17 protein-coding genes are annotated in these 20583 nt (G+C 72.3%); 5 read left to right on the forward strand and 12 right to left on the reverse strand.

Features of this window, described 5'->3' with window-relative positions; genetic code table 11:
• The first annotated feature begins 63 nt into the window (after positions 1 to 63).
• Complete coding sequence (locus K7C20_RS08060) at positions 64 to 651, forward strand: TetR/AcrR family transcriptional regulator (RefSeq protein ID WP_030078657.1); 588 nt, start codon at positions 64 to 66, stop codon at positions 649 to 651.
• A gap of 116 nt (positions 652 to 767) precedes the next feature.
• On the opposite strand, the gene K7C20_RS08065 is transcribed toward K7C20_RS08060, so the two are convergent.
• Positions 768 to 1622 (reverse strand): esterase/lipase family protein, encoded by an 855-nt coding sequence (locus K7C20_RS08065; protein ID WP_053208377.1) that lies wholly within the window; start codon positions 1620 to 1622, stop codon positions 768 to 770.
• A gap of 312 nt (positions 1623 to 1934) precedes the next feature.
• On the opposite strand from K7C20_RS08065, the gene K7C20_RS08070 reads away from it, so the two are divergent.
• On the forward strand, positions 1935 to 2582 hold the full coding sequence (locus K7C20_RS08070; protein ID WP_048829058.1) for a pyridoxamine 5'-phosphate oxidase family protein: 648 nt from the start codon (positions 1935 to 1937) through the stop codon (positions 2580 to 2582).
• Between the two features lie 16 nt (positions 2583 to 2598).
• On the opposite strand, the gene K7C20_RS08075 is transcribed toward K7C20_RS08070, so the two are convergent.
• Both K7C20_RS08075 and K7C20_RS08080 read right to left on the reverse strand, forming a co-directional pair.
• The gene (locus K7C20_RS08075; protein ID WP_053208378.1) at positions 2599 to 3705 is read right to left on the reverse strand and encodes a DNA polymerase Y family protein; all 1107 of its coding nucleotides are present in this window, start codon (positions 3703 to 3705) and stop codon (positions 2599 to 2601) included.
• Positions 3702 to 7316 (reverse strand): DNA polymerase III subunit alpha, encoded by a 3615-nt coding sequence (locus K7C20_RS08080; protein WP_053208417.1) that lies wholly within the window; start codon positions 7314 to 7316, stop codon positions 3702 to 3704. The genes K7C20_RS08075 and K7C20_RS08080 overlap by 4 nt, the downstream gene beginning before the upstream one ends.
• Positions 7317 to 7562: 246 nt before the next feature.
• Between K7C20_RS08080 and K7C20_RS08085 the strand changes: the two genes are divergently transcribed.
• The 3 genes from K7C20_RS08085 (at position 7563) to K7C20_RS08095 (ending at position 9901) form a co-directional block, all read left to right on the forward strand.
• A complete protein-coding gene (locus K7C20_RS08085; RefSeq protein ID WP_030078640.1) occupies positions 7563 to 8597 on the forward strand; it encodes a YhgE/Pip domain-containing protein in 1035 nt (344 codons plus the stop codon).
• Positions 8594 to 8917 carry a hypothetical protein gene (locus tag K7C20_RS08090; RefSeq protein ID WP_030078638.1) on the forward strand — a complete coding sequence of 108 codons (324 nt, stop codon included), beginning with the start codon at positions 8594 to 8596 and terminating at the stop codon, positions 8915 to 8917. The genes K7C20_RS08085 and K7C20_RS08090 overlap by 4 nt, the downstream gene beginning before the upstream one ends.
• A gap of 546 nt (positions 8918 to 9463) precedes the next feature.
• Positions 9464 to 9901, forward strand: a complete 438-nt coding sequence (locus tag K7C20_RS08095; RefSeq protein ID WP_053208379.1) for a subtilase-type protease inhibitor — start codon at positions 9464 to 9466, stop codon at positions 9899 to 9901.
• A 199-nt stretch (positions 9902 to 10100) separates the two neighbouring features.
• Here the strand turns inward: K7C20_RS08095 and K7C20_RS08100 are convergent, their stop codons facing one another.
• From K7C20_RS08100 to K7C20_RS08140, 9 genes are all read right to left on the reverse strand, one after another.
• Positions 10101 to 11177 (reverse strand): S1 family peptidase, encoded by a 1077-nt coding sequence (locus K7C20_RS08100; protein WP_030078634.1) that lies wholly within the window; start codon positions 11175 to 11177, stop codon positions 10101 to 10103.
• Positions 11178 to 11600: 423 nt separating this feature from the next.
• Entirely contained in the window at positions 11601 to 12512 is a 912-nt protein-coding gene (locus K7C20_RS08105) for a slipin family protein (protein WP_030078632.1), read from the reverse strand.
• 230 nt (positions 12513 to 12742) lie between these two features.
• Positions 12743 to 13642: a S1 family peptidase gene (locus K7C20_RS08110; protein WP_030078630.1), complete on the reverse strand. Its 900-nt coding sequence runs from the start codon at positions 13640 to 13642 to the stop codon at positions 12743 to 12745.
• A 276-nt stretch (positions 13643 to 13918) separates the two neighbouring features.
• Entirely contained in the window at positions 13919 to 14704 is a 786-nt protein-coding gene (locus K7C20_RS08115) for a DUF1684 domain-containing protein (RefSeq protein WP_053208380.1), read from the reverse strand.
• 200 nt (positions 14705 to 14904) lie between these two features.
• Complete coding sequence (locus K7C20_RS08120; protein WP_245170928.1) at positions 14905 to 15885, reverse strand: ABC transporter substrate-binding protein; 981 nt, start codon at positions 15883 to 15885, stop codon at positions 14905 to 14907.
• Positions 15886 to 15902: 17 nt separating this feature from the next.
• Positions 15903 to 16673, reverse strand: a complete 771-nt coding sequence (locus K7C20_RS08125) for an amino acid ABC transporter ATP-binding protein (RefSeq protein WP_030078624.1) — start codon at positions 16671 to 16673, stop codon at positions 15903 to 15905.
• Positions 16670 to 17584: an amino acid ABC transporter permease gene (locus tag K7C20_RS08130; RefSeq protein ID WP_053208382.1), complete on the reverse strand. Its 915-nt coding sequence runs from the start codon at positions 17582 to 17584 to the stop codon at positions 16670 to 16672. Before K7C20_RS08130 ends, K7C20_RS08125 begins: the two co-directional genes overlap by 4 nt.
• Positions 17568 to 19568, reverse strand: a complete 2001-nt coding sequence (locus K7C20_RS08135) for an FAD/NAD(P)-binding protein (RefSeq protein WP_053208383.1) — start codon at positions 19566 to 19568, stop codon at positions 17568 to 17570. Before K7C20_RS08135 ends, K7C20_RS08130 begins: the two co-directional genes overlap by 17 nt.
• A complete protein-coding gene (locus K7C20_RS08140) occupies positions 19565 to 20434 on the reverse strand; it encodes an amino acid ABC transporter permease (RefSeq protein WP_053208384.1) in 870 nt (289 codons plus the stop codon). Before K7C20_RS08140 ends, K7C20_RS08135 begins: the two co-directional genes overlap by 4 nt.
• Between the last annotated feature and the right edge of the window lie 149 nt (positions 20435 to 20583).

The following is a 20583-nucleotide window of genomic DNA, read 5'->3' on the forward strand; positions in this document are numbered from 1 at the left end:
GCACCTCTTCCAGGAAGGTTCTAGAGGCGCTTCTCCAATATAGTGGAGAGTACCCTCTAGAACATGGCCAGGCCACCCCGTTTCGATACGCCGCAGCTCCTCGACGCCGCCGTCCGGCTGGCAGCCGAGGCCGGGCCCTCGGGCGTCACCATGTCCGCGGTCGCGGCGGCCGTCGGCGCCCCCAGCGGCTCGCTCTACCACCGCTTCACGGGCCGTTCGGCGCTGCTCGCCGAGGTATGGCTGCGGACCGTCGAGGGCTTCCAGGAGGGCTACTTCGAGGCCCTTGAATCAAGGGACGACCCTCGCGCCGGCGGGCGGGCGGCCGCCCGGCACATCGTGTCGTGGAGCCGCACACACCCGGCGGAGGCCGCGCTGCTCCTCTACGGGGCGCAGGAGTTCGGGCGGGACGACTGGTCCGACGAGCATCTGCTCCGCGCGGAGGAGGGGAACATGCAGGTCCGGGCGGCCGTGGCGGCGCTCGCGGGGGCACTGGGGATGCACGGCAGGCCGGGCCTGGACCGGGTGACACTCGCCGTCATCGATCTCCCGCTGTCCGTGGTGCGCCGCCACCTGCGCGGCGGAACGCCGCTGCCCGCACACGCCGAGGACCTGGCGGAGCGGTGCACCGACGCACTGCTGGCCGGCGACTGACGGCGACGACGGAGACGAGAACCGCGGACGGCGCGGCCAGGACCGTACGACAGGGCCGGCCCGATACGGAGCGCGGTCCGGCCCCCGCACGGGCGGTGGGCCGGACCGGCTCCCGGTCAGCGCGACGCGCAGGTGGTCGGGGTGGCGTGGGCCGGGTCGAGGGCGTTGGCCGTCTCGTGGAAGGCGAGGCGGTCGACGATGCCGATGGCCACATGCTCGGAGTAGTCGGCGGAACACAGGTCCTGGAGCACGACGTTGCGCACATCGGGGCCGTCGAGGAAGGCGGTCCGGTAGGGGGTGACGACCTCGTCGTACTTGGTCGCGATCACGGTGTAGTGCACTCCGGGGACGGTGTCGCCACCCTCGTTGAGACGGTTGAGGACCTCCGAGCCGGCGATCTGGTCGGACAGGCCCGGGGTCAGCTTGTCGAGGTACTGCTTGGCGCCGGGGAAGTAGGGCAGCAGACGGGTCAGACCGTTCAGATCGGTACCGTGATTGTCGGGGGCCAGCCCGACCAGCGCGTTCACCTTGTCCGCGCCGCCGTGGAACTTCATGTACACCCGCGGCATCATGCCGCCCTGCGAGTGGCCGACGAGATCGACCTTCGAGGTGCCGGTGGCGGCCAGCACCCGGTCGACGTAGGCGGCGAGCTGCTGGGCGGAGGCGTCGACCGGCCCCAGCCCGTGGAAGAACGGGACGCCGGGCAACTGCCCGTAGTCCAGGGAGAAGACGCAGTAACCGCGGGCCACCAGGTAGGGCGCGAGGCCCAGCCAGTTGTCGATGGCGTTGCCCAGGGTGCCGTGCACCAGGACCACCGGCCGCGGGTGGTCGGCGGAGGGCTTGCAGGAGTAGTTGTTCCAGCCGCTGCGGACGGTGGGGGCGTCGGCAGCTGCGGGCGCGGTGGTGGTGACACCGAGGGCCAGGGCGAGGGCGGGAAGCAGGGTGAGCGTTCTGGACCAGGGCAGCTTCATACGATGCTCCTTGCGGGGTGAGGGGGACTCCGAAGTGCTCGGTGAGCCGTTCACCTGCGATCCGGATCGCAAGGGCCAACGCAGTTGACTGGCAAGTAAGTTACGGCTGGGTAAGCACGGTGTACCAGCGGTGCGACGGTGAAGGAAACCGCACATGACCCTCACCGGACGTCCGGGGTGCAGAGCGCCGTTTGTGTGCCTGCGCCCTGTTCCGTACGTCGTGACCGCTTCGGTTGCCGGAGCGGTCCCGTATCGTCGACAACGCCTTGACCAGTGGCATAAGACATGAGACGTAACAGGAGGGGGATACCGATGGAGACGGCAGGGGCAGCGGATCCGGCCGGCATCGTGGAGGTCTCGTCGGAGGCGGAGCTGCGCGAGCTGATCGGCGAGCCCAGCTCCCACGCGGCGCACAAGACCCGCCGCCGGCTGCACGACCTCGACCGGCAGTGGCTGGCCCACTCGCCGTTCTGCGTGATCGCCACCGCGGACGCACAGGGCCGGTGCGATGTCTCGCCCAAGGGCGACCCCGCGGGCTTCACCCACGTCCTGGACGACACCACCCTCGTGATCCCGGACCGTCCCGGCAACAAACGCCTGGACGGCATGGTGAACCTCCTCGGCAACCCCCATGTCGGGCTGAACTACTTCCTGCCGGGGCGCGGTGACACCCTGCGGATCAACGGCCGCGCCCGGCTGCTGCGCGATGCCCCGTTCTTCGACGAGCTGACCGTCAAGGGCAACCGCCCGCGGCTGGCGCTGCTGGTGGAGGTCGAGGAGCTCTTCTACCACTGCTCCAAGGCGTTCCTGCGCTCGCAGCTGTGGAACCCGGAGACCTGGCAGCCGGACGCACTGCCCTCACGGGCCCGGATCGTCAAGGGCGTCGAGGCCCAGGACATGCCGCTGGAGGCGCTGGAGCAGCACTACGGCCCGGGGTATGCGGAGAGGCTCTACGGCTGAGGCGACACGGCCGGCGCTACGGCCGGGCGGCCCCGGGGCCGGGTGGCTTGGCGCCCGGGGGCGGGGGCATACGGCCGGTGTGGCCGAGGGTCGCCGCGGGCCGTACGCTCCCCGACCCGAAGCGCGCCCTCGCCCGGTCGACGGCCGCCTCGATACGGTGCGCCTTGTCGTCGGACGGGTCGAAGGTCAGCTGGCGCACGGCGAGCTCGGCGCGGCACAGGTCCTCCGCCCGCAGTGCCACGGACCGCACCCGCGCCCGCTGCAATCCGAGCGCGGCATGCAGCGCATAGGCCGTCTCGGTCAGTGCGGGCCCGTGCGCGGTCGGCCCGTCCAGCCGCCGGGTGCGGGTCGTGGTGGAGCGGTCGGCGTAGCGGACGGTGAGGGTGAGCGCACGGGCCACCTGCCCGCTCGCGCGCATCCGGGCACCGAGGCCGTCGGCGAGCGAGAGCAGCGCCCGGCGGCGCCTGGCCGGGTCCAGCTCGTCGTGGACGAAGCGGTGTTCCGCGCCCATCGAGCGGGCCGCGGGGTTGGGCGTCACCGGCGTCGGGTCGATGCCGCGGGCCCGCTCGTACACGACGCGGCCGGTCTTCGCGCCGAGGATCCGTTGCAGGGTCGCGGGCGGTGCGGCGGCGATCCGGCCGACGCTGTCGAGCCCGTACGCACACAGGGCGCGCGCGGTCGCCGGGCCGACGCCGTGCAGCGCCGAGGCCGGCCGGCGGTCGAGGAACGAGGCGACGGCCTCGGCGTCCTCGGGCACGGACCGGATCTCCCCGGGCGCCGCTTCCTGGGCCGCCATCCGGGCGAGCAGCGGGTTGGCGCCGATCCCGATCGTGCACCGTACGCCGTGCCAGGCCAGCGCGCGCAGCCGTACGAGCTCGGCGATGCCCGCCGCGTCCCGGTCGAAGTAGCGCACCGCACCGCGCACATCCGCCAGCGCGGCGTCCGGCGGCAGCGCCTCGATCACCGGGGTGAACTGCGCCAGCAGTCGCAGTAGTTGCTCGAACCCTCCGGCGCTCACGGGGGTGTCGTCGGCGGCCTTGAAGCGTATGTGGAGCATGCCCGGCTGCCGCGGGGCACCGGGCGGCTCCGACGGCGCGGCGGGCGGCCTCGGCGCGGGGGTCATCCCGCGCTCCCCGGGCTGGAGTGCCACAACTTGCGGCCGGTGGCGGCGCGTTCGCCCGGGGGCTGGAGGTCGGCCCACGGGTGCAGCTCATAGCCGGTCTCCAGCCGGATGGTGCGGCCCCGGGCGGCGGCCGGCTCGGGTTCCCGGCCCGTCCCGGACTCCTCCCCCGGCAGCCCCTTGCCCGCCCCGTCCGCCGCTCCGCCGCCCGCCCCGTCATCCGCCCCCTCCGCCCCGTCGTCCGGCGGCGTGTCCGGCCCCGTCGCGAGCCGGGCGGCGACCGCCTCCAGCCCGCCCTCGCGCCGGAGTTCGGCCAGCTCGGCGAGGTTCCAGGCGGCGGCGCCGACCACGCTGAAGCTGCGCGGACCGCGCCGCTGGACCGTACCGCGCACCAGCAGCAGCCAGGAGTGGAAGACCGTGTGCGCACAGGCCGCGTGGCTGTCGTCGAAGAAGGCGCAGTCGACCAGTCCCGTGCTGTCGTCCAGGGTGGTGAAGATGACCCGGCGGCCGGAGCGGATCGGCGGTGTCTGGGTGGCCGCCTTGGCGCCGGCGACCAGCACCGTCTCGCCGTGCCTGGCGCCGCGCAGCAGCCGGGCCGGCAGCGCGCCCAGCTCCGCGAGGAACTCCCGGTGGTCGGCCATCAGATGGCGGGAGGCGTCCATGCCGAGGACGCCCAGCTCGGCGCTGAGCCGTTCGACATCGCTGAGGTCGGGCAGTCCCACCGGCTCGACCAGATCGGCCGGAGCCGTCCGTTCCGTGCCCGCGCCGTCGAGGGCCCCGGCCGGCAGCGTCAGCTGACCACCGGACGTCTGCCGCCCGTGGTGGTGCAGCTCGGCGAGGTACAGCAGCAGATCCCGCCGGTTCGCGCCGAAGGCGTCCAACGCGCCCACCCGGGCGAGGCGTTCGGCCACCGGGCGGCTCGGCCTGGCCCGCTGCCACAGGTCCTGGAGCGAGCGGTAGGGCTGCCCGGCCTCGATCCGCCGCGCCTCGGCCTCGCTCATGCCGTGCACATCGCAGAGCGCGAGCCGCAGCCCCCAGACCGCGCCGGAGCGGGGCCCGCCGCCCTCACCGGAACCGGACACCAGTTCGATCCGGTGAGCGACCGCCGACCGGTTCACATCCAGCGGCAGCACCGGCACCCCGCGCCGCCGCGCATCCGCGAGCAGCAGCCGCTTCGGGTACATCCCGGGGTCGTGGGTGAGCAGCCCGGCGTAGAAGGCCGCGGGGTGGTGCGCCTTGAGCCAGGCGGACTGGTAGGTGGGCACCGCGAAGGCCACCGCATGCGCCTTGCAGAAGCCGTACGAGCCGAAGGCCTCGACGATCTCCCAGGTGCGCGCGATCACTTCGGACGTATAGCCGCGCCGCTCGGCGCGCTGGGCGAACCAGGCGCGGAGCCTGCCCTGGAGCTCCGGATGCGACAGCGCGCGCCGCTTCTCGTCCGCCTCGTCCCGTGCACAGCCCGTCATGATCCGCAGCAGCTCGATGATCTGCTCGTGGAACACCACCACCCCGTAGGTCTCGCGCAGCGGTTCCTCCAGGTCGGGATGCGGATAGCGGACCGGCTTCCGGCCGTGCCGGGCCTCGATGAAGGGCCGCACCATATCGGCGGCGACCGGCCCCGGCCGGAAGAGGGAGATGTCGACGACCAGATCGTGGAAGGTGGCGGGCTGAAGCCTGCCGACCAGGTCGCGCTGGCCCGGCGACTCGATCTGGAAGCAACCGAGCGTCTCGGTCGAGCGGATCAGGTCGTAGGTCGCGTCGTCGCCGGGCGGCACCTGCGCGGGGTCGTCGAGATCGATCCGGCGCCCGGTGGCCCGGCCGATCTCGGCGACCGCATGCGCCATCGCCGACTGCATCCGCACGCCCAGCACATCGAGCTTGAGCAGCCCCAGGTCCTCCACGTCCTCCTTGTCGAACTGGGACATCGCAAAGCCCTCACCGCTGGTCGGGACGACCGGCGTACGGTCCAGCAGCGTGGCGTCCGAGAGCAGCACCCCGCACGGGTGCATGGCGATCCCGCGCGGCAGCGCGTCCAGCGCCTCGACCAGCGGCCACAGCCGCTCGCCGCCGGCCTCCCGCACCCCGCGCAGCTCCGGCAGCTCGGCCAGCGCCGCCCGCGCGTCCCGGGCGCGGATGTGCGGGAAGGCCTTGGCGAGGCGGTCCACCTGCGCCGGGTCCATACCCAGGGCGGCGCCCACGTCCCGTACGGCGTGCCGTACGCGGTAGGTCTCGGGCATCGAGACCGTGGCGACCCGCTCCGCACCGAAGCGGTCGAAGATCGCGCGGTAGACCTCCAGCCGGCGGGCGGACTCGACGTCGATGTCGATGTCCGGCAGCGCCGCCCGCCGCTCGGACAGGAAGCGCTCCATCAGCAGGCCGTGCTCGACCGGGTCGGCGTGCGCGATGCCGAGGAGGTGGTTGACCAGGGAGCCGGCGCCGGACCCGCGGGCCGCGACCCGGATACCCATCTCCCGTATGTCGTCCACGACTTGAGAGACCGTCAGGAAGTACGAGGGGTAGCCGAGCCGTTCGATCGTGCGCAGTTCGTCGTGCAGCCGGTCCCAGCGCGTGCGGTCGTGGTCGTAGCCGCGCAGCACCATCCCGGCGGCGCAGCGCGAGCGCAGCACCCGGGCGGCAGTGCGGTGGCCCGCGCCGACCAGCCGCGGCTCGGGGAAGTGGACATGGCCGAGCCCGATGTCGTCCTGCGGGTCGACCAGGCACGCGCCGGCGGTCTCCTCGGTCATGGCGAGCAGCCGGTGGGCCAGGTCGCGCCGGAATCCGGCCGCCTCGGCGATCCGCTCGGCGGTGTGGCTCATCGTGGCGGTGTCCTTGAGCCAGCGCTCGCCGCTGTCCCAGGCCTCGGGCCGGCGCCGGTCCACCGGCACCAGACGGCGGGCGGAATCCAGGACGTCGGCGACCGGGCCCTGGCCGGGGTCGGCATAGCGGACCGCGTTGGTCAGGACGGCGCGGACGCCCTGGTCGACGGCGAAGCCGAGGGTGCGGGCGGCCAGCCGCGGAGAGCCGGGGCCGCTGCCGGGCCGCCCGTGGTCGACGACCTCCAGGCGCAGCGCCTCGCCGTACAGCTCGCGCCAGGGGGCGAGGAGCCGGGCGGCGCGGTCCGGGCGGCCGGCGGCCAGCGCCCGGCCGACCTCGGACTCCGGTCCGAGCAGCACGGTCAGTCCGTCCGTGGCGGATTCCAGGGAGCTCCACGGGAGGACGGGCTGCTCGGCCCGGCCGGCGTGGGCGGCCGAGACCAGCCGGCACAGGGCGGCCCAGCCGGCCGCTCCGTCGCGGGCCAGGAAGACGGCGCGGGCGGCGGACTCGTCGAGGAAGGCGCCGCCGCGCACCGGGGTACGCCGTCGCGCGGTGGCCGTGCCGGCCACGGGTCCCGGCTCGTGTTCCGCCACCGCGAGTTCGGTGCCGAACAGCGGGCGGACACCGGCCTCGGCGGCGGCCTTGGCGAAGCGTACGGCTCCGGAGAGCCCGTCCCGGTCGGTCAGCGCGAGGGCGTCCATCCCGCGTTCGGCGGCGCGCTCGGCGAGCCGCTCCGGATGGGAGGCGCCGTAGCGCAGGGAGAACCCCGAAGCGGTATGCAGATGCGTGAACCCGGGCATCCGCACCTCCTGCGCCTCATCCGCCCCCCGGCTGACCTTGTGTCTCTCGTTCCTCACCTCCACCATAACCCGCTCATCGAACATCCGTACGAACACTTCGTACGAACACCTGCCGAGGGGCACCGCCCGCCCATCCACCGATCAGCCCCGCCCGATCTGCACACCCCCACCACCGACCGGAAGATGGCGGAGCAAAAGCACCGACAGCACCGGACCGGCAGCCGGAAGTGCGGCGAGGAGCGACGCATGACCACGACGGACGACGGCGCCCGCACCACCTTCCTCAGGGAGGTGAAGAGCGCGGTGACGCCCCATGCCTCGCTGCTGGTGCTCGGCGTGCTGGGGCTGATGATCGCGTTCATCACGTCGTACACCGGCGCCTTCCACCACCCCAAGCCGGCCGATGTGCCGTTCGGCGTCGTCGCCCCTGCGCAGGTCAGCGGGCAGCTGGTGGGCAAACTGGACCGGCTGCCCGGCTCCCCCCTGGACCCCCGCGCGGTGCCCTCCGAGCGGGCCGCGCGACAGCAGCTCGCGGACCGGACGATCGACGGCGCACTGATCGTCGGCCCGCGCGGCCGACCCGACCGGCTGCTGGTGGCCGGCGGTGGCGGCGCCTCCCTGGCCCAGGCGGTCGAGCTGGTCGTCCGCGCGGCGGAGAAGGCCGAGCACCGCACCGTCCGCACGGTGGATATGAATCCGGCGGCCCCCGGCGACAGCCGCAGCCTGTCGTCCTTCTACCTGGTCGTCGGCTGGTGCGTCGGCGGCTATCTGTGTGCCGCGATCCTCGCGATCAGCGCCGGGGCGCGGCCCTCCAACGGGCACCGGGCGGTCATCCGGCTGGCCGCGCTCGCCCTGTACGCGATCGTCGCCGGACTGGCCGGCGCGATCATCGTCGGACCGGTCCTCGGCGCCCTGCCCGGCACCTTCTTCGGGCTCTGGGGGCTGGGCGCCCTGATCGTGTTCGCGGTGGGCGCCACCACCCTGGCCTGCCAGGCCCTGCTGGGCATCATCGGCATCGGCCTGGCGATCCTGCTGATCGTCATCCTCGGCAACCCGAGCGCGGGCGGCGCCTACCCCTACCCGCTGCTGCCCCCGTTCTGGCGTGCCATCGGCCCCGCTCTCCCCCCGGGGGCGGGCACCTGGGCCGCGCGCTCCCTCGCCTACTTCCACGGCCGCGCGGTCACCGGCCCGCTCCTGGTGCTGTCGACCTGGGCGGTGGGCGGCACCTTGATCACCCTGGCACTGTCGATCTTCCGCAAGAAGGGCGAGACCCCCTCATGACCATCTCCGCCAACCGGCTGTCCGACCCTGCGGTACGTGCCCTGGTCACGGCCCTCAACAGCAACGACGAGCAGGCGTTCTTCGCCGCTCTCACCCCCGACGCCACCATGTCCGACGACGGGTCCGACCGGGACCTGCGCGAGTGGTGCGAGCGGGAGATCTTCACCACCCGCGGGCACATGGACGTGCAGTCCGAGTCGCACCAGGGCCTGTCCCTCGTGGCGGACTACCGCAACGACACCTGGGGCGAGATGCGCACGCGCTGGCAGTTCACGGTGGCGGACGGCAAGGTGAGCCGGTTCGAAACGGGGCAGGCTTGAGGTCGGGCGCAGGAACCAGGACGTAGGGACCCACTGCTCGCCGACGGGGTGCGGCAGTGGAGACGAGCCGGACACCGCACCGGCCGGCCCGGACGCACCCCCCGTACACGCGGCCCTGGAGCGGACGGCCCGGCGGTCGCTGACCCCCGCCGAGACCGCAAGCATCGGGCCGGTAAGGCGAGCGGCCGGTGGCCGGTTCTTACCTCAGCGGGCATCCAGGGCAGCACGGAGGGGCCCTCCGGCCCCTCTCTTCAGCCAATCGCCGGAGATCGAAACCCGCCCGAACGGCCGGTCGGCGGCCGGATTCCTTCGTTCCGGGCCCGGGTGGCCCTTGCCAGGAGCATGACCGGCGCGACATCCGCGCTGGCCGCACACCCCGCTTCACCCGGCCGCCGCGCACCCCCTCCGGCTCGTTCACGCCATTACTCTCAGCTTTCAGCTAATGACTCAAAGCGATCGTCTCGTGCGCACTCAAGATGCTTTCGGGGTGCGGTTGGGCCAGACTCCCGACCGGTATCTGCACCTTCGAGCAAGGGAGTGTTCGTCATGCGGTACATCACTGGGGCGGTCGCGCTCGGCGCGGCACTGGTCCTGGGCACGCTGGCCACCACCGCACAGGCCGCCGCACCGGCGCAGCCGACGCGGACCGGCGGCCTGTATGCCCCGACGGAACTGGTGCTGACGGTGGGCCAGGGCGAAAGCCGTGCGACCGCCACGGTGCAGCGCGCCGTGACGCTCAGCTGTATGCCGGGGGCCAGGGGCAGCCACCCGTACGCGAAAGCCGCCTGCACCCAACTGCGTGCGGTGGCCGGCGACTTCAACGCGATAACCGGCGCCACCTCGGACCGGCTGTGCACCAAGGAGTGGAACCCCCTCGTGGTCACCGCCGACGGTGTGTGGCAGGGCAAGCGGGTCTCGTACAGCCACACCTTCGCCAACCCCTGCGCGATGAACAACGACAGCGACTCGGTCTTCAACTTCTGACCGGTCCGGCTTGAGATCCCCGGGCACCGGAGGGCGGTGCCCGGGGATCGTCCTGTGCGGCGGACACCGGGCGGAGGCCGGTGCCGCCCCGGACGCCGAGTGTGTCCGGGGGCCGCCCCAGGCGCCGAGCGGGCCCGGGGCCGGCGCCGTACACCGGGCGGTGCGGTCCGCCGCGCGGGTCAGCCGATCTCCGCGCGGGTCAGCCGATCTCCGCGCCGTAGGCCTTCAGGGCCTCCGGGACCGGCTGGAAGAAGGTTTCGCCACCCTGGGAGCAGTCGCCGCTGCCGCCGGAGGTGAGACCGAGCGCGGTCTCGCCGTCGAAGAGCGCGCCGCCGCTGTCACCGGGCTCGGCGCAGACGTCGGTCTGGATCAGACCCTCGACCGTGCCCTCCTGGTAGTTGACGCTGGCGTTCAGCGCCTTGACGGTGCCGTCGTGCACCTGGGTGGTGCTGCCGCTGCGCTGCACCTTCTCACCGACGGTGGCCTCCGCGGCCTTGGTGATCTTCTGCGTGCTGCCGTTGTAGAGGTTGACCTCGCTCGGGTGCGCGGTGTCGCCCGTGTACTTGGCGAGGGAGAAGTCGTCGCCCGGGAACTTGGAGTCCTCGGTGGTCGCGATCGCCGAGCCGCCCTGCTTGTCGGACCAGCTCTTGATGTCGTTGCCGCAGTGGCCGGCCGTCAGGAAGTACGGCTGGCCGTCCTTGACGACGTTGAAGCCGAGCGAGCAGCGGGCACCGCTCCCCCAGATCGCGTCGCCGCCGCCGATGAAGGGTTTGAACTCACCCTTGCTGTGGCGCACCTCGACCTTGCTGCCGAGGCTCTCGGCGACCTTGGTGAGCCGGTCCAGCTTGGCGCCCTTGACCGTACGGTCGGCGGTGACCACGACCTTGTTGCTCTGCGGGTCGATGCCCCAGGAGGTACCGGGGATGGTCGCCTTCGACTTCAGCGTCTGCCGGGCCGAGTCCAGCTGGGCAAAGGTATGGGCGACAAGTCTGGCTTCCGCCCCCTTTGCCCGTACGGCACGGGCCGCCGCCTTGTTCACGACGTTGACCACGAGCTTCTTGGCCTTGGCGTCGTAGAAGGCACCGGCGGTGTCCGTCTTGAGGTGGGAGGCGAGGGTGGTCGCCGCGGCGGACGTCAGCTTGGCGAGCGCCGGGGTGGGCGCGGGAGCCTGGGACGCGTTGGCGTTGGCGAGGGTGACAGTGGCGGTGGCGGCGAGCGCAAGGGCTCCCGCACCTGCGACGATGACGCGCCGGTTGGGTATGCGACGGTGCTTCAAGTCGGAGCCTCCGTGGGGGGAAGAGCCCGGAAACTGTGGGGAGTTGCACGGGCCCGGAGAGTGAGGAGTCAGGGCACGAACGGGTCCGCCCCGACGTCCCGGGGGGCGCGTCCATGCCAATGCGCGGAGCAGAGTATTCCCATCCGCCTCACTCGCGCACAAGACCGAGTTCCGGTCCCCCATGCGGGAGTTCACGTTTTCGCCACACGATGGTCACACCCATGTCCGCACGCCTCGGTCCCGGGCACGGACATCAGCAGGCACGCGAGGCGCTCGGCGGACGGCAACGTGTGAGGACTATAGCTGGCCGGAAAGCACCGGCCGGGAACCGGCCCCCGCACAGCAGAGACCGCCGTAAGCACCCGCACCAACAGGCATTTACGGCGATCAGAGGGACATCAGGGACTTATCGGCGCTCCGCCGCTACGGCAGGTCCTCCGCCTCCGGAAGGTCCTCCAGCTCCGGCGGCAAGGCGCCCTCCTCGACGGCCCCGTGCGAGGCCTCGGGCGCCGGGGCGGCCGGCCGCTGTGCGGCGTCCCGCTCCGCTTCGGCCGCCGCGGTCTGCGCCTGGGCCTGCAGCCCGGAGCGCTCCAGGAACCGCAGCAGCTCCACGGGGAAGGGCAGGACGAGGGTGGAGTTCTTCTCGGCGGCGACCGCCACCACCGTCTGCAGCAGCCGCAATTGCAGCGCCGCGGGCTGGTCGGACATCGCCGCGGCCGCCTCGGCCAGCTTCTTCGAGGCCTGGAGCTCGGCATCGGCGTTGATCACCCGGGCCCGCCGGTCCCGGGTCGCCTCCGCCTGGCGGGCCATCGACCGCTTCATCGTCTCCGGCAGCGAGACATCCTTGATCTCCACCCGGTCGACGGTCACACCCCAGCCGATGGCCGGGCTGTCCATCATCAGCTCCAGGCCCTGGTTGAGCTTCTCCCGGTTCGACAGCAGATCGTCCAGTTCACTCTTGCCGATGATCGACCGGAGCGAGGTCTGCGCCATCTGCGAGACCGCGAAGCGGTAGTCCTCGACCCGGATGACGGCGTCGGCGGCGTCCACGACCTTGAAATAGACGACCGCGTCGACCCGGACGGTCACGTTGTCCCGGGTGATGCCCTCCTGGGCGGGCACCGGCATCGTGACGATCTGCATGTTGACCTTGCGCATCCGGTCGATGCCCGGAACGATCATGGTGAATCCCGGCCCGCGCACCTCGGAGGCCAGCCGGCCCAGCCGGAGCACCACACCGCGTTCGTACTGCTTGACCACGCGCGCCGCGGCCACGAGATACACGGCACCGGCGGAGGCCAGCGCCACCCCGGTCGTCACCAGTTCTTCGACCATCACGGCTCCCTGACATGTGCCGTACGCCGTCCGAATCACGTCATTTACCATGGTATGCCCGGCCCGGGAAGGCGGTCGAGGCTCACACCGGGCGCGACTGGGCCCCCGTCCGCCGGCGGACGGGGGCCCTCGTGCTGCCGGAGCCAGGCCCGGCGGTCGGCGCGGATGTCCCTCCGTACGGGCCCCGGCGCGCGCGGGGACCGGTCCGTACGGAAGTCAGCCGGCCGGCGTCAGTAGACGCTCACCCCATAGGCGCTCAGCGCCTCGGTGACGGGCTGGAAGAACGTGGTGCCGCCGGACGAGCAGTTGCCGCTGCCGCCCGAGGTGAGGCCGAGCGCCGTGCTCCCGGAGTAGAGCGGACCGCCGCTGTCGCCGGGCTCGGCGCAGACGGTGGTCTGGATCAGACCGGAGACGACGTCGCCGCCGCCGTAGTTGACGGTGGCGTTCAGCGCGGTGACCTTGCCGCTGTGGGTGCCGGTGGTGGAGCCGCGGCGGGTGACCGTCTGGCCGACGCTCGGGGTGGCGGCACTGGTGATGTCCTGGCCGCCGACCGTGCCCTCATGGGAGACCGAGCCGGTGTACTTGATGATGCCGTAGTCGTTGCCGGGGAAGCTGGAGCCGGCGGTCGGGCCGATGCTCGCACCGGACCCGGTGGTCCACGGCGGGTTGCCGTCGGTGCAGTGACCGGCGGTCAGCGCATAGTAGGTGCTGCCGCTGCGGACGTTGAAGCCCAGCGAGCAGCGCCAGCTGGGGGCGTAGATGGCGTCGCCGCCGGAGATGAACTTGCGGAAGGTGCCCGCGATGCGGTCGATACGGACCGCGTCGGCATTGCTGCCGGCGGCCCGCTCGATCTTGGCTATCCCGGCCTGGGAGACCGTGCGGTCGGCGGTGACGACCAGGGTGTGGGTCTTGCTGTCGACCCGCCAGGCGGTGCCCGCGACATCCGCCGCGCGTACCGCGTTGCCGACGGCGGTGAGCTGGGTGGCGCTGAACGTCTTTGCGGGGGCGGGGTCCTGGGCGTTGGCGCTCGGGATGGCGATGGCTCCGACGGCCACCAGTCCGGACGCCACGGCGATCAGCCGGGTGCGTCTCGCAACGCCGCTGCGGGGGGTGGTGCGCTCGTTCCTCACTGATTCCTCCGAGGGGGATCGGGGGGCCGCCGGTGGGCAGCCCGTGAGGCGCAGCCGAAGGGCACGCGGGAATCCGCACGTTCATTTTCAGCGTGCCCCTGACAAGCGCTGAGCGGAGTTTCGGGCGCTCCACCCCCGCAGCGCAAGAGGGCCACCCGAATGTCTTGTGCCGGATACACGTTCTTCATGGCCTCACCACCGGCAACACTCCGCCCCGGCAGCCGCGTTGACGGCTGCCGGGGCGGCGCTGACCCCCTCGGTCGGCCCTTGGACGGATCAGTGGACGATGCGGTTCCGTTCCCCGGCCGGCAGGGCGACGGGCAGGGTGTTGCCGGGCGGCGGGAAGGGGCAGAGGAAGTGGTCGGCGAACGCACAGGGCGGCAGCAGGGTGCGGTTGAAGTCGACGGTGACGGTGCCGTCCTCGGCGGGCGCGGGCGGCCGCAGGAAGCGGAAGCGGTAACTGCCCCTGCCGCTGGTGGCATCCGCGAACACCGCCCACAGGGAGCCGTCGCCCTCGACCGCGACCTGCAGGGTGTGCTCGTCGCCGTCGAGGGTGAAGGCGAGTTCACCGGCGAGACCGAGGCCGCGCTGTTGCCCGTCGGCGTGCGGCACCTGGACGGTGCGCCCCCGGTCGTACGGCCGGAACAAGCCGGGCCGCACCCAGCGCTCGTCGAACGGGGAGACCTCGATACCGGCGAACGTCCGGCGGGCCGGAGCGTCCGGATCGTAGTCGCGTACCGCCCACCGCCCGGCACGGCGCAGCACCAGCAGATGCCGCGCGCCGTGCACCACCCGAGTGGCGTCGGGGCCGCTGTCCTCGCCGAGCCGGATCTCGCCGTCCGCCGGCTCGCCGTCCACGGTCAGTCCGTCGTCGGCGCCGGCCCGCAGCACGACCGCGTCGCCCTCCTCGGTCCAGGTGCCGGGCAGGCCCTCGATCCGGCCGCCGGGGCGGCCGGCGAGCCAGTGGGTGGCGGCCAGGGCCGGCGGCCCGTACGGCTGGGAGACCATGGCCGTCCGCCGGCTGTGCCAGTCCTGCCATTCCTGGAGCGTGGGGATACTCATGACCGTCGGCCCTTCCTAGGGGGGTGCGGGCTCCGGCAGCCCCAGGAGGGAGCGCGGCGTGCTGCCGGAGTATTCCGTGCGGCGGACACCGCACTCCTGGAGCGGTGGGACGGCCCGTCCGGCAAAGGCGTCCCGGCCGCCGGCCGTCTCGCGCGACGGCATGGGCGGGCTTCCGCTGCGCGCCGGGCGCCCGGCGCCGGTCAGTTGGCGGTCCTGGGCAGGCCGGGCGGGTTGATCCGCGAGGTCTTCAGCTGCTCGCCGGTCAGCCCCCAGCGCGCCAGCACCTTGCCGTAGCGGCCGTTGTCGATGACCTTCCGCAGCGCGGCGGCATAGGCCCTGACCAGGCCGCTGTCCTTCTTGGTGGTGGCGGCGATCTCGCCCCGGACGCGGTCGCCGCCACCGGAGAAGGTCCCGGTGATCTCCGTCTGCCCTGCCGTGTTCACGTGGTACGCGGCGGTCGGGTTCGGGCCGAAGAAACCGTCGAGACGGCCCGATTGGAGCGCGAGGTAGGTGTCGGAGGGCTTGTGGAAGTACTTGATGTCGACCGGTTTGCGGCCGGCCTTCTCGTTCTCCTTGCTCCAGTCGACCAGGATCTTCTCCTGATTGGTGCCGGAGTCGACCGCGATGGTCCGGCCCGCCACGTCCTTGGGGCCGCGCACCTTCCACCCGCTGCCCTTCTTCGCCTCCATCGCCAGCTGGTCGAGCCGGTAGGTGGCGAAGTCGTACTTGTCCTTGCGCTCCTCGGTGACGGTGACGTTGGAGAACACCGCGTCGAGCTTGCCGCTGTCCAGGCCGACGAAGAGGTTCTCCCAGGACAGCGCCTCGAAGCGGGGTTCGAGGCCGAGGGTGTCGGCGACGAGGGTGGCGATGTCCTCCTCGACGCCGATGAGGGTCTTGTCGTCGGTGGCGTGGAAGGTCAGCGGCGGGCTGCCGTCGGCGCTCACGCCGATGCGCAGGGCGCCCGTTTCACGGACCCGGGCGGGCACCAGCGCGGCGCTCTCCGGGTCCTTGGTGCCGTGGATGCGGTGCTGGTCGGGACCGATATTGATCTTCGGTCCCCGGCCCCCGGCGGCGGCATTCACGCTGTTCCCGCCCGACGCCGCGGTGCCGCCGCAGGCGGTGAGCGCTACGGAGCCGGCGGCGAGCACCAGGGCTGCGGTCAGGGTACGGCGGCGGTTCAACGGATGACTCCTCATGTTCAAAGGACCTTGGAGAGAAAGGACTTGGTGCGCTCATGGCGCGGACGGTCGAGGACCTCGCCGGGCGGGCCCTGTTCGACGATCCGTCCGTCGTCCATGAAGACGACGGTGTCGGCGACCTCACGGGCGAAGCCGATCTCATGGGTGACGACGATCATCGTGGTGCCCTGGTGCGCCAGATCCTTGATGACGTCGAGGACCTCGCCGACCAGCTCCGGGTCGAGCGCGGAGGTGGGCTCGTCGAAGAGCAGCAGCTTGGGTTCCAGGGCGAGCGCACGGGCGATGGCGACGCGCTGCTGCTGGCCGCCGGAGAGCGTTTTGGGGTAGGCGTCCGCCTTGTCGGCGAGCCCGACCCGGGCGAGCAGCGCCCGCGCGGCCTTGTCGGCGTCCTTCTTCGGCCTGCGGAGCGCGGCGACGGGCGCCTCGGTGATGTTCTCCAGCACGGTCAGATGCGGGAAGAGGTGGAAGTTCTGGAAGACGAAGCCGATCTCCGTGCGCTGCCGGAGGATCTCTCGTTCGCGCAGCTCGTAGAGCTTGTTGCCGGACCTCTTGTAGCCGACCAGCGCACCGTCCACGCTCACCGAGCCGCTGTCGACCTTCTCCAGGTGGTTGATGGTGCGCAGCAGGGTGGACTTCCCGGAGCCGGACGGGCCGAGGACGACGGTGACCTCGCCGGTACGGACCTGGAGGTCCACCCCGTTGAGCACAGCGAGCGAGCCGAAGCTCTTGTGGACCGAGCGGATTTCGACCATCGCGCCCTGCGCGCTCATCGGGTGGCTCCCTTGGAGAAGTGGCGTTCGACGTAGTACTGGAGGACGGAGAGCACGGTGGTCAGCAGGACGTACCAGGCGGTGGCGACCATCAGCAGGGGCACGACCCTGCCGTTCCGTCCGTAGATGACCTGGACCTGGTAGAAGAGTTCGCCGATCGCCATGACGGAGACGATCGAGGTGCCCTTGAAGAGGGAGATGACCTCGTTGGTGGCGTTCGGCAGGATCGAGCGTGCCGCCTGCGGCAGCACGATGCGGCGCAACTGCCGCAGCCGGGGGATGCCGAGCGCGGCGGCCGCCTCCAGCTGTCCGCCGTCCACGGCCAGCACCCCGCCGCGCACGATCTCGGCGGCGTACGCGGCCTGGTGCAGCGCCAGCCCGAGCACCGCCGCGCCCATCGCACCGACCAGGCCCATGGTGTCGACGTGGACGAAGCCGGGACCGAAGGGGATACCGAAGTCCAGGCGCTTGTAGAGATAGGCGAGGTTGAACCAGAACAGCAGCTGGACGATCAGCGGGATGGAGCGGAAGGCCCAGATGTAGCCGAAGGCGACCCAGCGCAGGAAGGGGCTCGCGGACAGCCGCATGAAGGCCAGCACGATGCCCAGCGCGAAGCCGAGTGCGGTGCCGTAGACGGTGAGCTGAAGGGTGACCCAGACCGCCCTGAGCACGGTCTCCGCGGTGAAGAACTGGGCGAAAACCCCCCATTCCCAGGCGGGGTTGGTGACCAGACCGTGCACGAACTGCGCGATCAGCACCGCCGTCACCACGATCGCGGCCCAGCGCCAGGGGTGGCGTACGGGCACGACCTTCAGGGCCGCCGGGTCGTCCGCCGGCGGTGGTCCGGCCTGCTGGGAAACGGTCTGCTCGGGAACGGCCTGTTCGACGGGTGGATCACTGGTCAGGGGCATGGGAGTCCTCGGGGGTGGGAGCGGGGCGGACGAGGGAGGCGGCTGGCCGGGGCGCGGGCGGGGCGGCCCGGTCCCGCAGGAAGGTGAGCAGCGCCCGCGCGGTGGCGTCGTTCTGCCGGAAGGCGGGTGCGTTGGTACGGGGCCGGGCGAAGGCGCCGCCGGAGCGGGCGTCGGTGTGCGGGCCGAGGGCGAAGAGGCGCGGGTGGTGGGGGTCCCTCCCTGTGCATGGGGGTCCCCCCGGTCGAGCGAAGCCGGGAGTGGGGGAGGAGCCGAGAACCAGGGGGAGGCCGGCCCGGTCCAGGATCCGGCCGTCGGCGGGGGCCACCGCCAGCAGCCCGGTGGGGGTCGTGGCCGCACCATCGGCGTACAGGGCGCGCAGCAGGGCGTCACGGGTGTGCTCGACGGTCGCCGCCGGCAGCCGCGCCTCCACCAGTGCCCGCGCCTCGACCGACTCCCCCGGCACACTGGCGCTCTCCGCGCGGAACACCCCGCGCCGCGCATCGGCGGTGACGGTGGTGCCGGCGCCGAGGAAGCGGACCACCCCGGCCCGGGAGAGCGCGAGCAGCTGTCGTAGCCGCGGTCCGGGCGGGCCGGAGGCGAGATAGCTGAAGAACCCGTGCCACCAGGGGCCGCGGTCGCCGATCCGCACCAGCTGGCCGTAGACCGACAGCAGCGCGAGGAAGACCGCCAGGTCGGGGCTGTGCGCGGGGTCGTGACGGCGGGCCAGGTCGGCCTCGATATAGCCGCGCAGCCCGTCTTGCAGCGCCTCGGCGTCGGGGTAGCGCAGGCCGTCCAGCGGATGGTCCAGCGCCTCGAGGTCGAGGCGGTCGGCGGGGTCCGGGACCGCGGCGCCGACGAGGGCCTGGAGGGCGGCGCTGCCGGGGTCGGCGGCGGCGTACTTCTCCTCGAAGTCCGCCCAGTTCATCCGGGTGCGACCGGGGTGGGCGGTGAACAGCCGGTGGTAGTGGGCGAAGCCCAGCTCCTTGTCGATCAGCGGCCAGACGTCGCGCCGGAAGTCGAACCCGTCGGCCCTGGCGAGCAGCGCATCGACCTGCTCCGGTCCGAAGAAGCGCGGCAGCGGCGGCCGTTCGCCGTCCGGTTCGTAACCGATCTTGGAGTGGTAGGGCACTCCGCGCCGTGACCCGACGTGCAGGACGGGCTCGCGCCCCGAGGGCCGGTAGACCGGCTGCCCGTCGGCGCCGGTCGTGTAGGTGCCGCCGCGGCCCTCCGTCAGCAGCACCATCAGATCGACGAAGGCCAGCCCGAAGCCGCGCACGAGCACCGGCTCACCGGGCCGCAGTGCGCTCAGCTCGCTGTCGGCGGTGAACGCCGGCGGCAGATACGTCAGACCGTGCCGGGTCGCGAAGTCCGTCAACTCGCGCTCTTCCGGCTTGGGTTCGGCCTCCAGGTGGCCCAGCGTGAGCACCACGGCGTCGGCGGTGAGCGGTGCGGGGCGGCCCGCCAGATGCACCTGCAGCCGGCCGTTGCGCGAGCCCGAGACCCGTACCGCCCTCCGCCGGTGCTCATGGACGGCGACGGCCGGCGGCAGCGCGGCCACCGACCGCTCGTACGCCCAGCTCAGATAGGCGCCCTGCAGCCGGCGGCCGGCGAAGTCGCGGGGCCCGAGGGCCGCGAGCGCCGCGGCCGGGCCGGGCGCGAGGGGGATCTCGCCGTCGCGCACCGCGCGCGCCCACTCGGCGAGCGAGGGTCCCGGCCGCACCGGACCGTCCTGTTCGACGGTCTCGTCGGTGAACATGGTGACGTCCTCGGCGGTGGAGTTCATCCACAGCAGGGGCGACTGGCCGGCGCGCCAGATACGCCCGCCGCCGGGCGGGTGGGGATCGACGAGGTGCAGGTCGAGGGGCGTGTCGCCGTACAGCTCGGGGGCGTTGGCGGCGATCCGCTCGATCAGCCCGGTGCCGCGCGGCCCGGCTCCCACGATCACGACGGACGGCCGGCCTGACGGATTCGCGGTCCGGCTCATCGGGCACCGGCCGTACCGCGGGCGTAGTGCCGCTCCAGGTAGTACTGGCCGACGCCGAGCGCGGAGGTGACCGCGATGTACCAGAGGGTGGCGACCAGCAGCAGCGGGATGACCTGGTAGGTGCGGTGGTAGACCAGCTGGACGGAGTAGAGCAGGTCCTGGACGGCGATGACGCTGACGATGGAGGTGCCCTTGAGGGTGCCGATCAGCATGTTGCCGGCCGGCGGCACGATGGAGCGCATCGCCTGGGGCAGCACGATGCGCCGCAGCCGCCGCCAGGCGCCGAGCCCCAGCGACTGGGCCGCCTCCAGCTGCCCCGCCTCGACGGAGAGGATGCCGCCGCGGACCACCTCGGCGGCGTAGGCGGCCTCGTGCAGGGTCAGCCCGATCAGGGCGATGGTGACCGGGCCGAGCAGATGGACGGTCCTGATGCCGAGGATCGTCGGGTAGAGCGCCCCGATGTTGAACCAGAACAGCAGCTGCACCAGGACCGGCATCGACCGGAAGAGCCAGACGTAACCCCAACTGACTCCGCGCAGCACCGCGTTGGCGGAGAGCCGCATCGTGGCGAGCAGGGTGCCCAGCACGAAGCCCAGCGCCATGACGGCCGCGGTCAGCCAGAGGGTGAGTCCCAGGCCGCGCAGTACGGCGCTGGTCAGGAAGTAGTCGGCGACGACGTCCCACTGGAAGGCGTCGTTGCGTACGACGGAGCGGAGGGCGAGTGCCAGCAGAGCCAGCACGGCGGCGGCCGCGGCCCACTGGCCGGTACGGCGGCGCGGCACGATCCGGGGGACGGTGCGGTCCGTGCCGTCGTCAGGCGGAGCCGTGGCGGATGCGGCGCGGGCGGCGAGGGTGTCGGAAGGCATGCGAAGGCTCCGTGGGTGCCGAGAGCGAGCACGGGAGTAGAGCGCCTTCACACAGGCGGAACGGGCCGTGCCCCTCAGCACGACCGGCTCTTGAGGCTATGGGGTGAACACGCGTCGCTGTCAAGGGTGTCCACACTGTGAGCGAGGGA

It is taken from the genome of Streptomyces decoyicus (genome assembly GCF_019880305.1).
GTDB classification, from domain to species: Bacteria; Actinomycetota; Actinomycetes; order Streptomycetales; family Streptomycetaceae; genus Streptomyces; species Streptomyces decoyicus.

Excerpts from the sequence above, each read along its gene's own strand:
- K7C20_RS08060 (WP_030078657.1), top strand. The coding sequence starts at position 64 with ATGGCCAGGCCACCCCGTTTCGATACGCCGCAGCTCCTCGACGCCGCC.
- K7C20_RS08065 (WP_053208377.1), bottom strand. The coding sequence starts at position 1,622 with ATGAAGCTGCCCTGGTCCAGAACGCTCACCCTGCTTCCCGCCCTCGCC.
- K7C20_RS08070 (WP_048829058.1), top strand. The coding sequence starts at position 1,935 with ATGGAGACGGCAGGGGCAGCGGATCCGGCCGGCATCGTGGAGGTCTCG.
- K7C20_RS08075 (WP_053208378.1), bottom strand. The coding sequence starts at position 3,705 with ATGACCCCCGCGCCGAGGCCGCCCGCCGCGCCGTCGGAGCCGCCCGGT.
- K7C20_RS08080 (WP_053208417.1), bottom strand. The coding sequence starts at position 7,316 with ATGCCCGGGTTCACGCATCTGCATACCGCTTCGGGGTTCTCCCTGCGC.
- K7C20_RS08085 (WP_030078640.1), top strand. The coding sequence starts at position 7,563 with ATGACCACGACGGACGACGGCGCCCGCACCACCTTCCTCAGGGAGGTG.
- K7C20_RS08090 (WP_030078638.1), top strand. The coding sequence starts at position 8,594 with ATGACCATCTCCGCCAACCGGCTGTCCGACCCTGCGGTACGTGCCCTG.
- K7C20_RS08095 (WP_053208379.1), top strand. The coding sequence starts at position 9,464 with ATGCGGTACATCACTGGGGCGGTCGCGCTCGGCGCGGCACTGGTCCTG.
- K7C20_RS08105 (WP_030078632.1), bottom strand. The coding sequence starts at position 12,512 with ATGGTCGAAGAACTGGTGACGACCGGGGTGGCGCTGGCCTCCGCCGGT.
- K7C20_RS08115 (WP_053208380.1), bottom strand. The coding sequence starts at position 14,704 with ATGAGTATCCCCACGCTCCAGGAATGGCAGGACTGGCACAGCCGGCGG.
- K7C20_RS08125 (WP_030078624.1), bottom strand. The coding sequence starts at position 16,673 with ATGAGCGCGCAGGGCGCGATGGTCGAAATCCGCTCGGTCCACAAGAGC.
- K7C20_RS08130 (WP_053208382.1), bottom strand. The coding sequence starts at position 17,584 with ATGCCCCTGACCAGTGATCCACCCGTCGAACAGGCCGTTCCCGAGCAG.
- K7C20_RS08135 (WP_053208383.1), bottom strand. The coding sequence starts at position 19,568 with ATGAGCCGGACCGCGAATCCGTCAGGCCGGCCGTCCGTCGTGATCGTG.
- K7C20_RS08140 (WP_053208384.1), bottom strand. The coding sequence starts at position 20,434 with ATGCCTTCCGACACCCTCGCCGCCCGCGCCGCATCCGCCACGGCTCCG.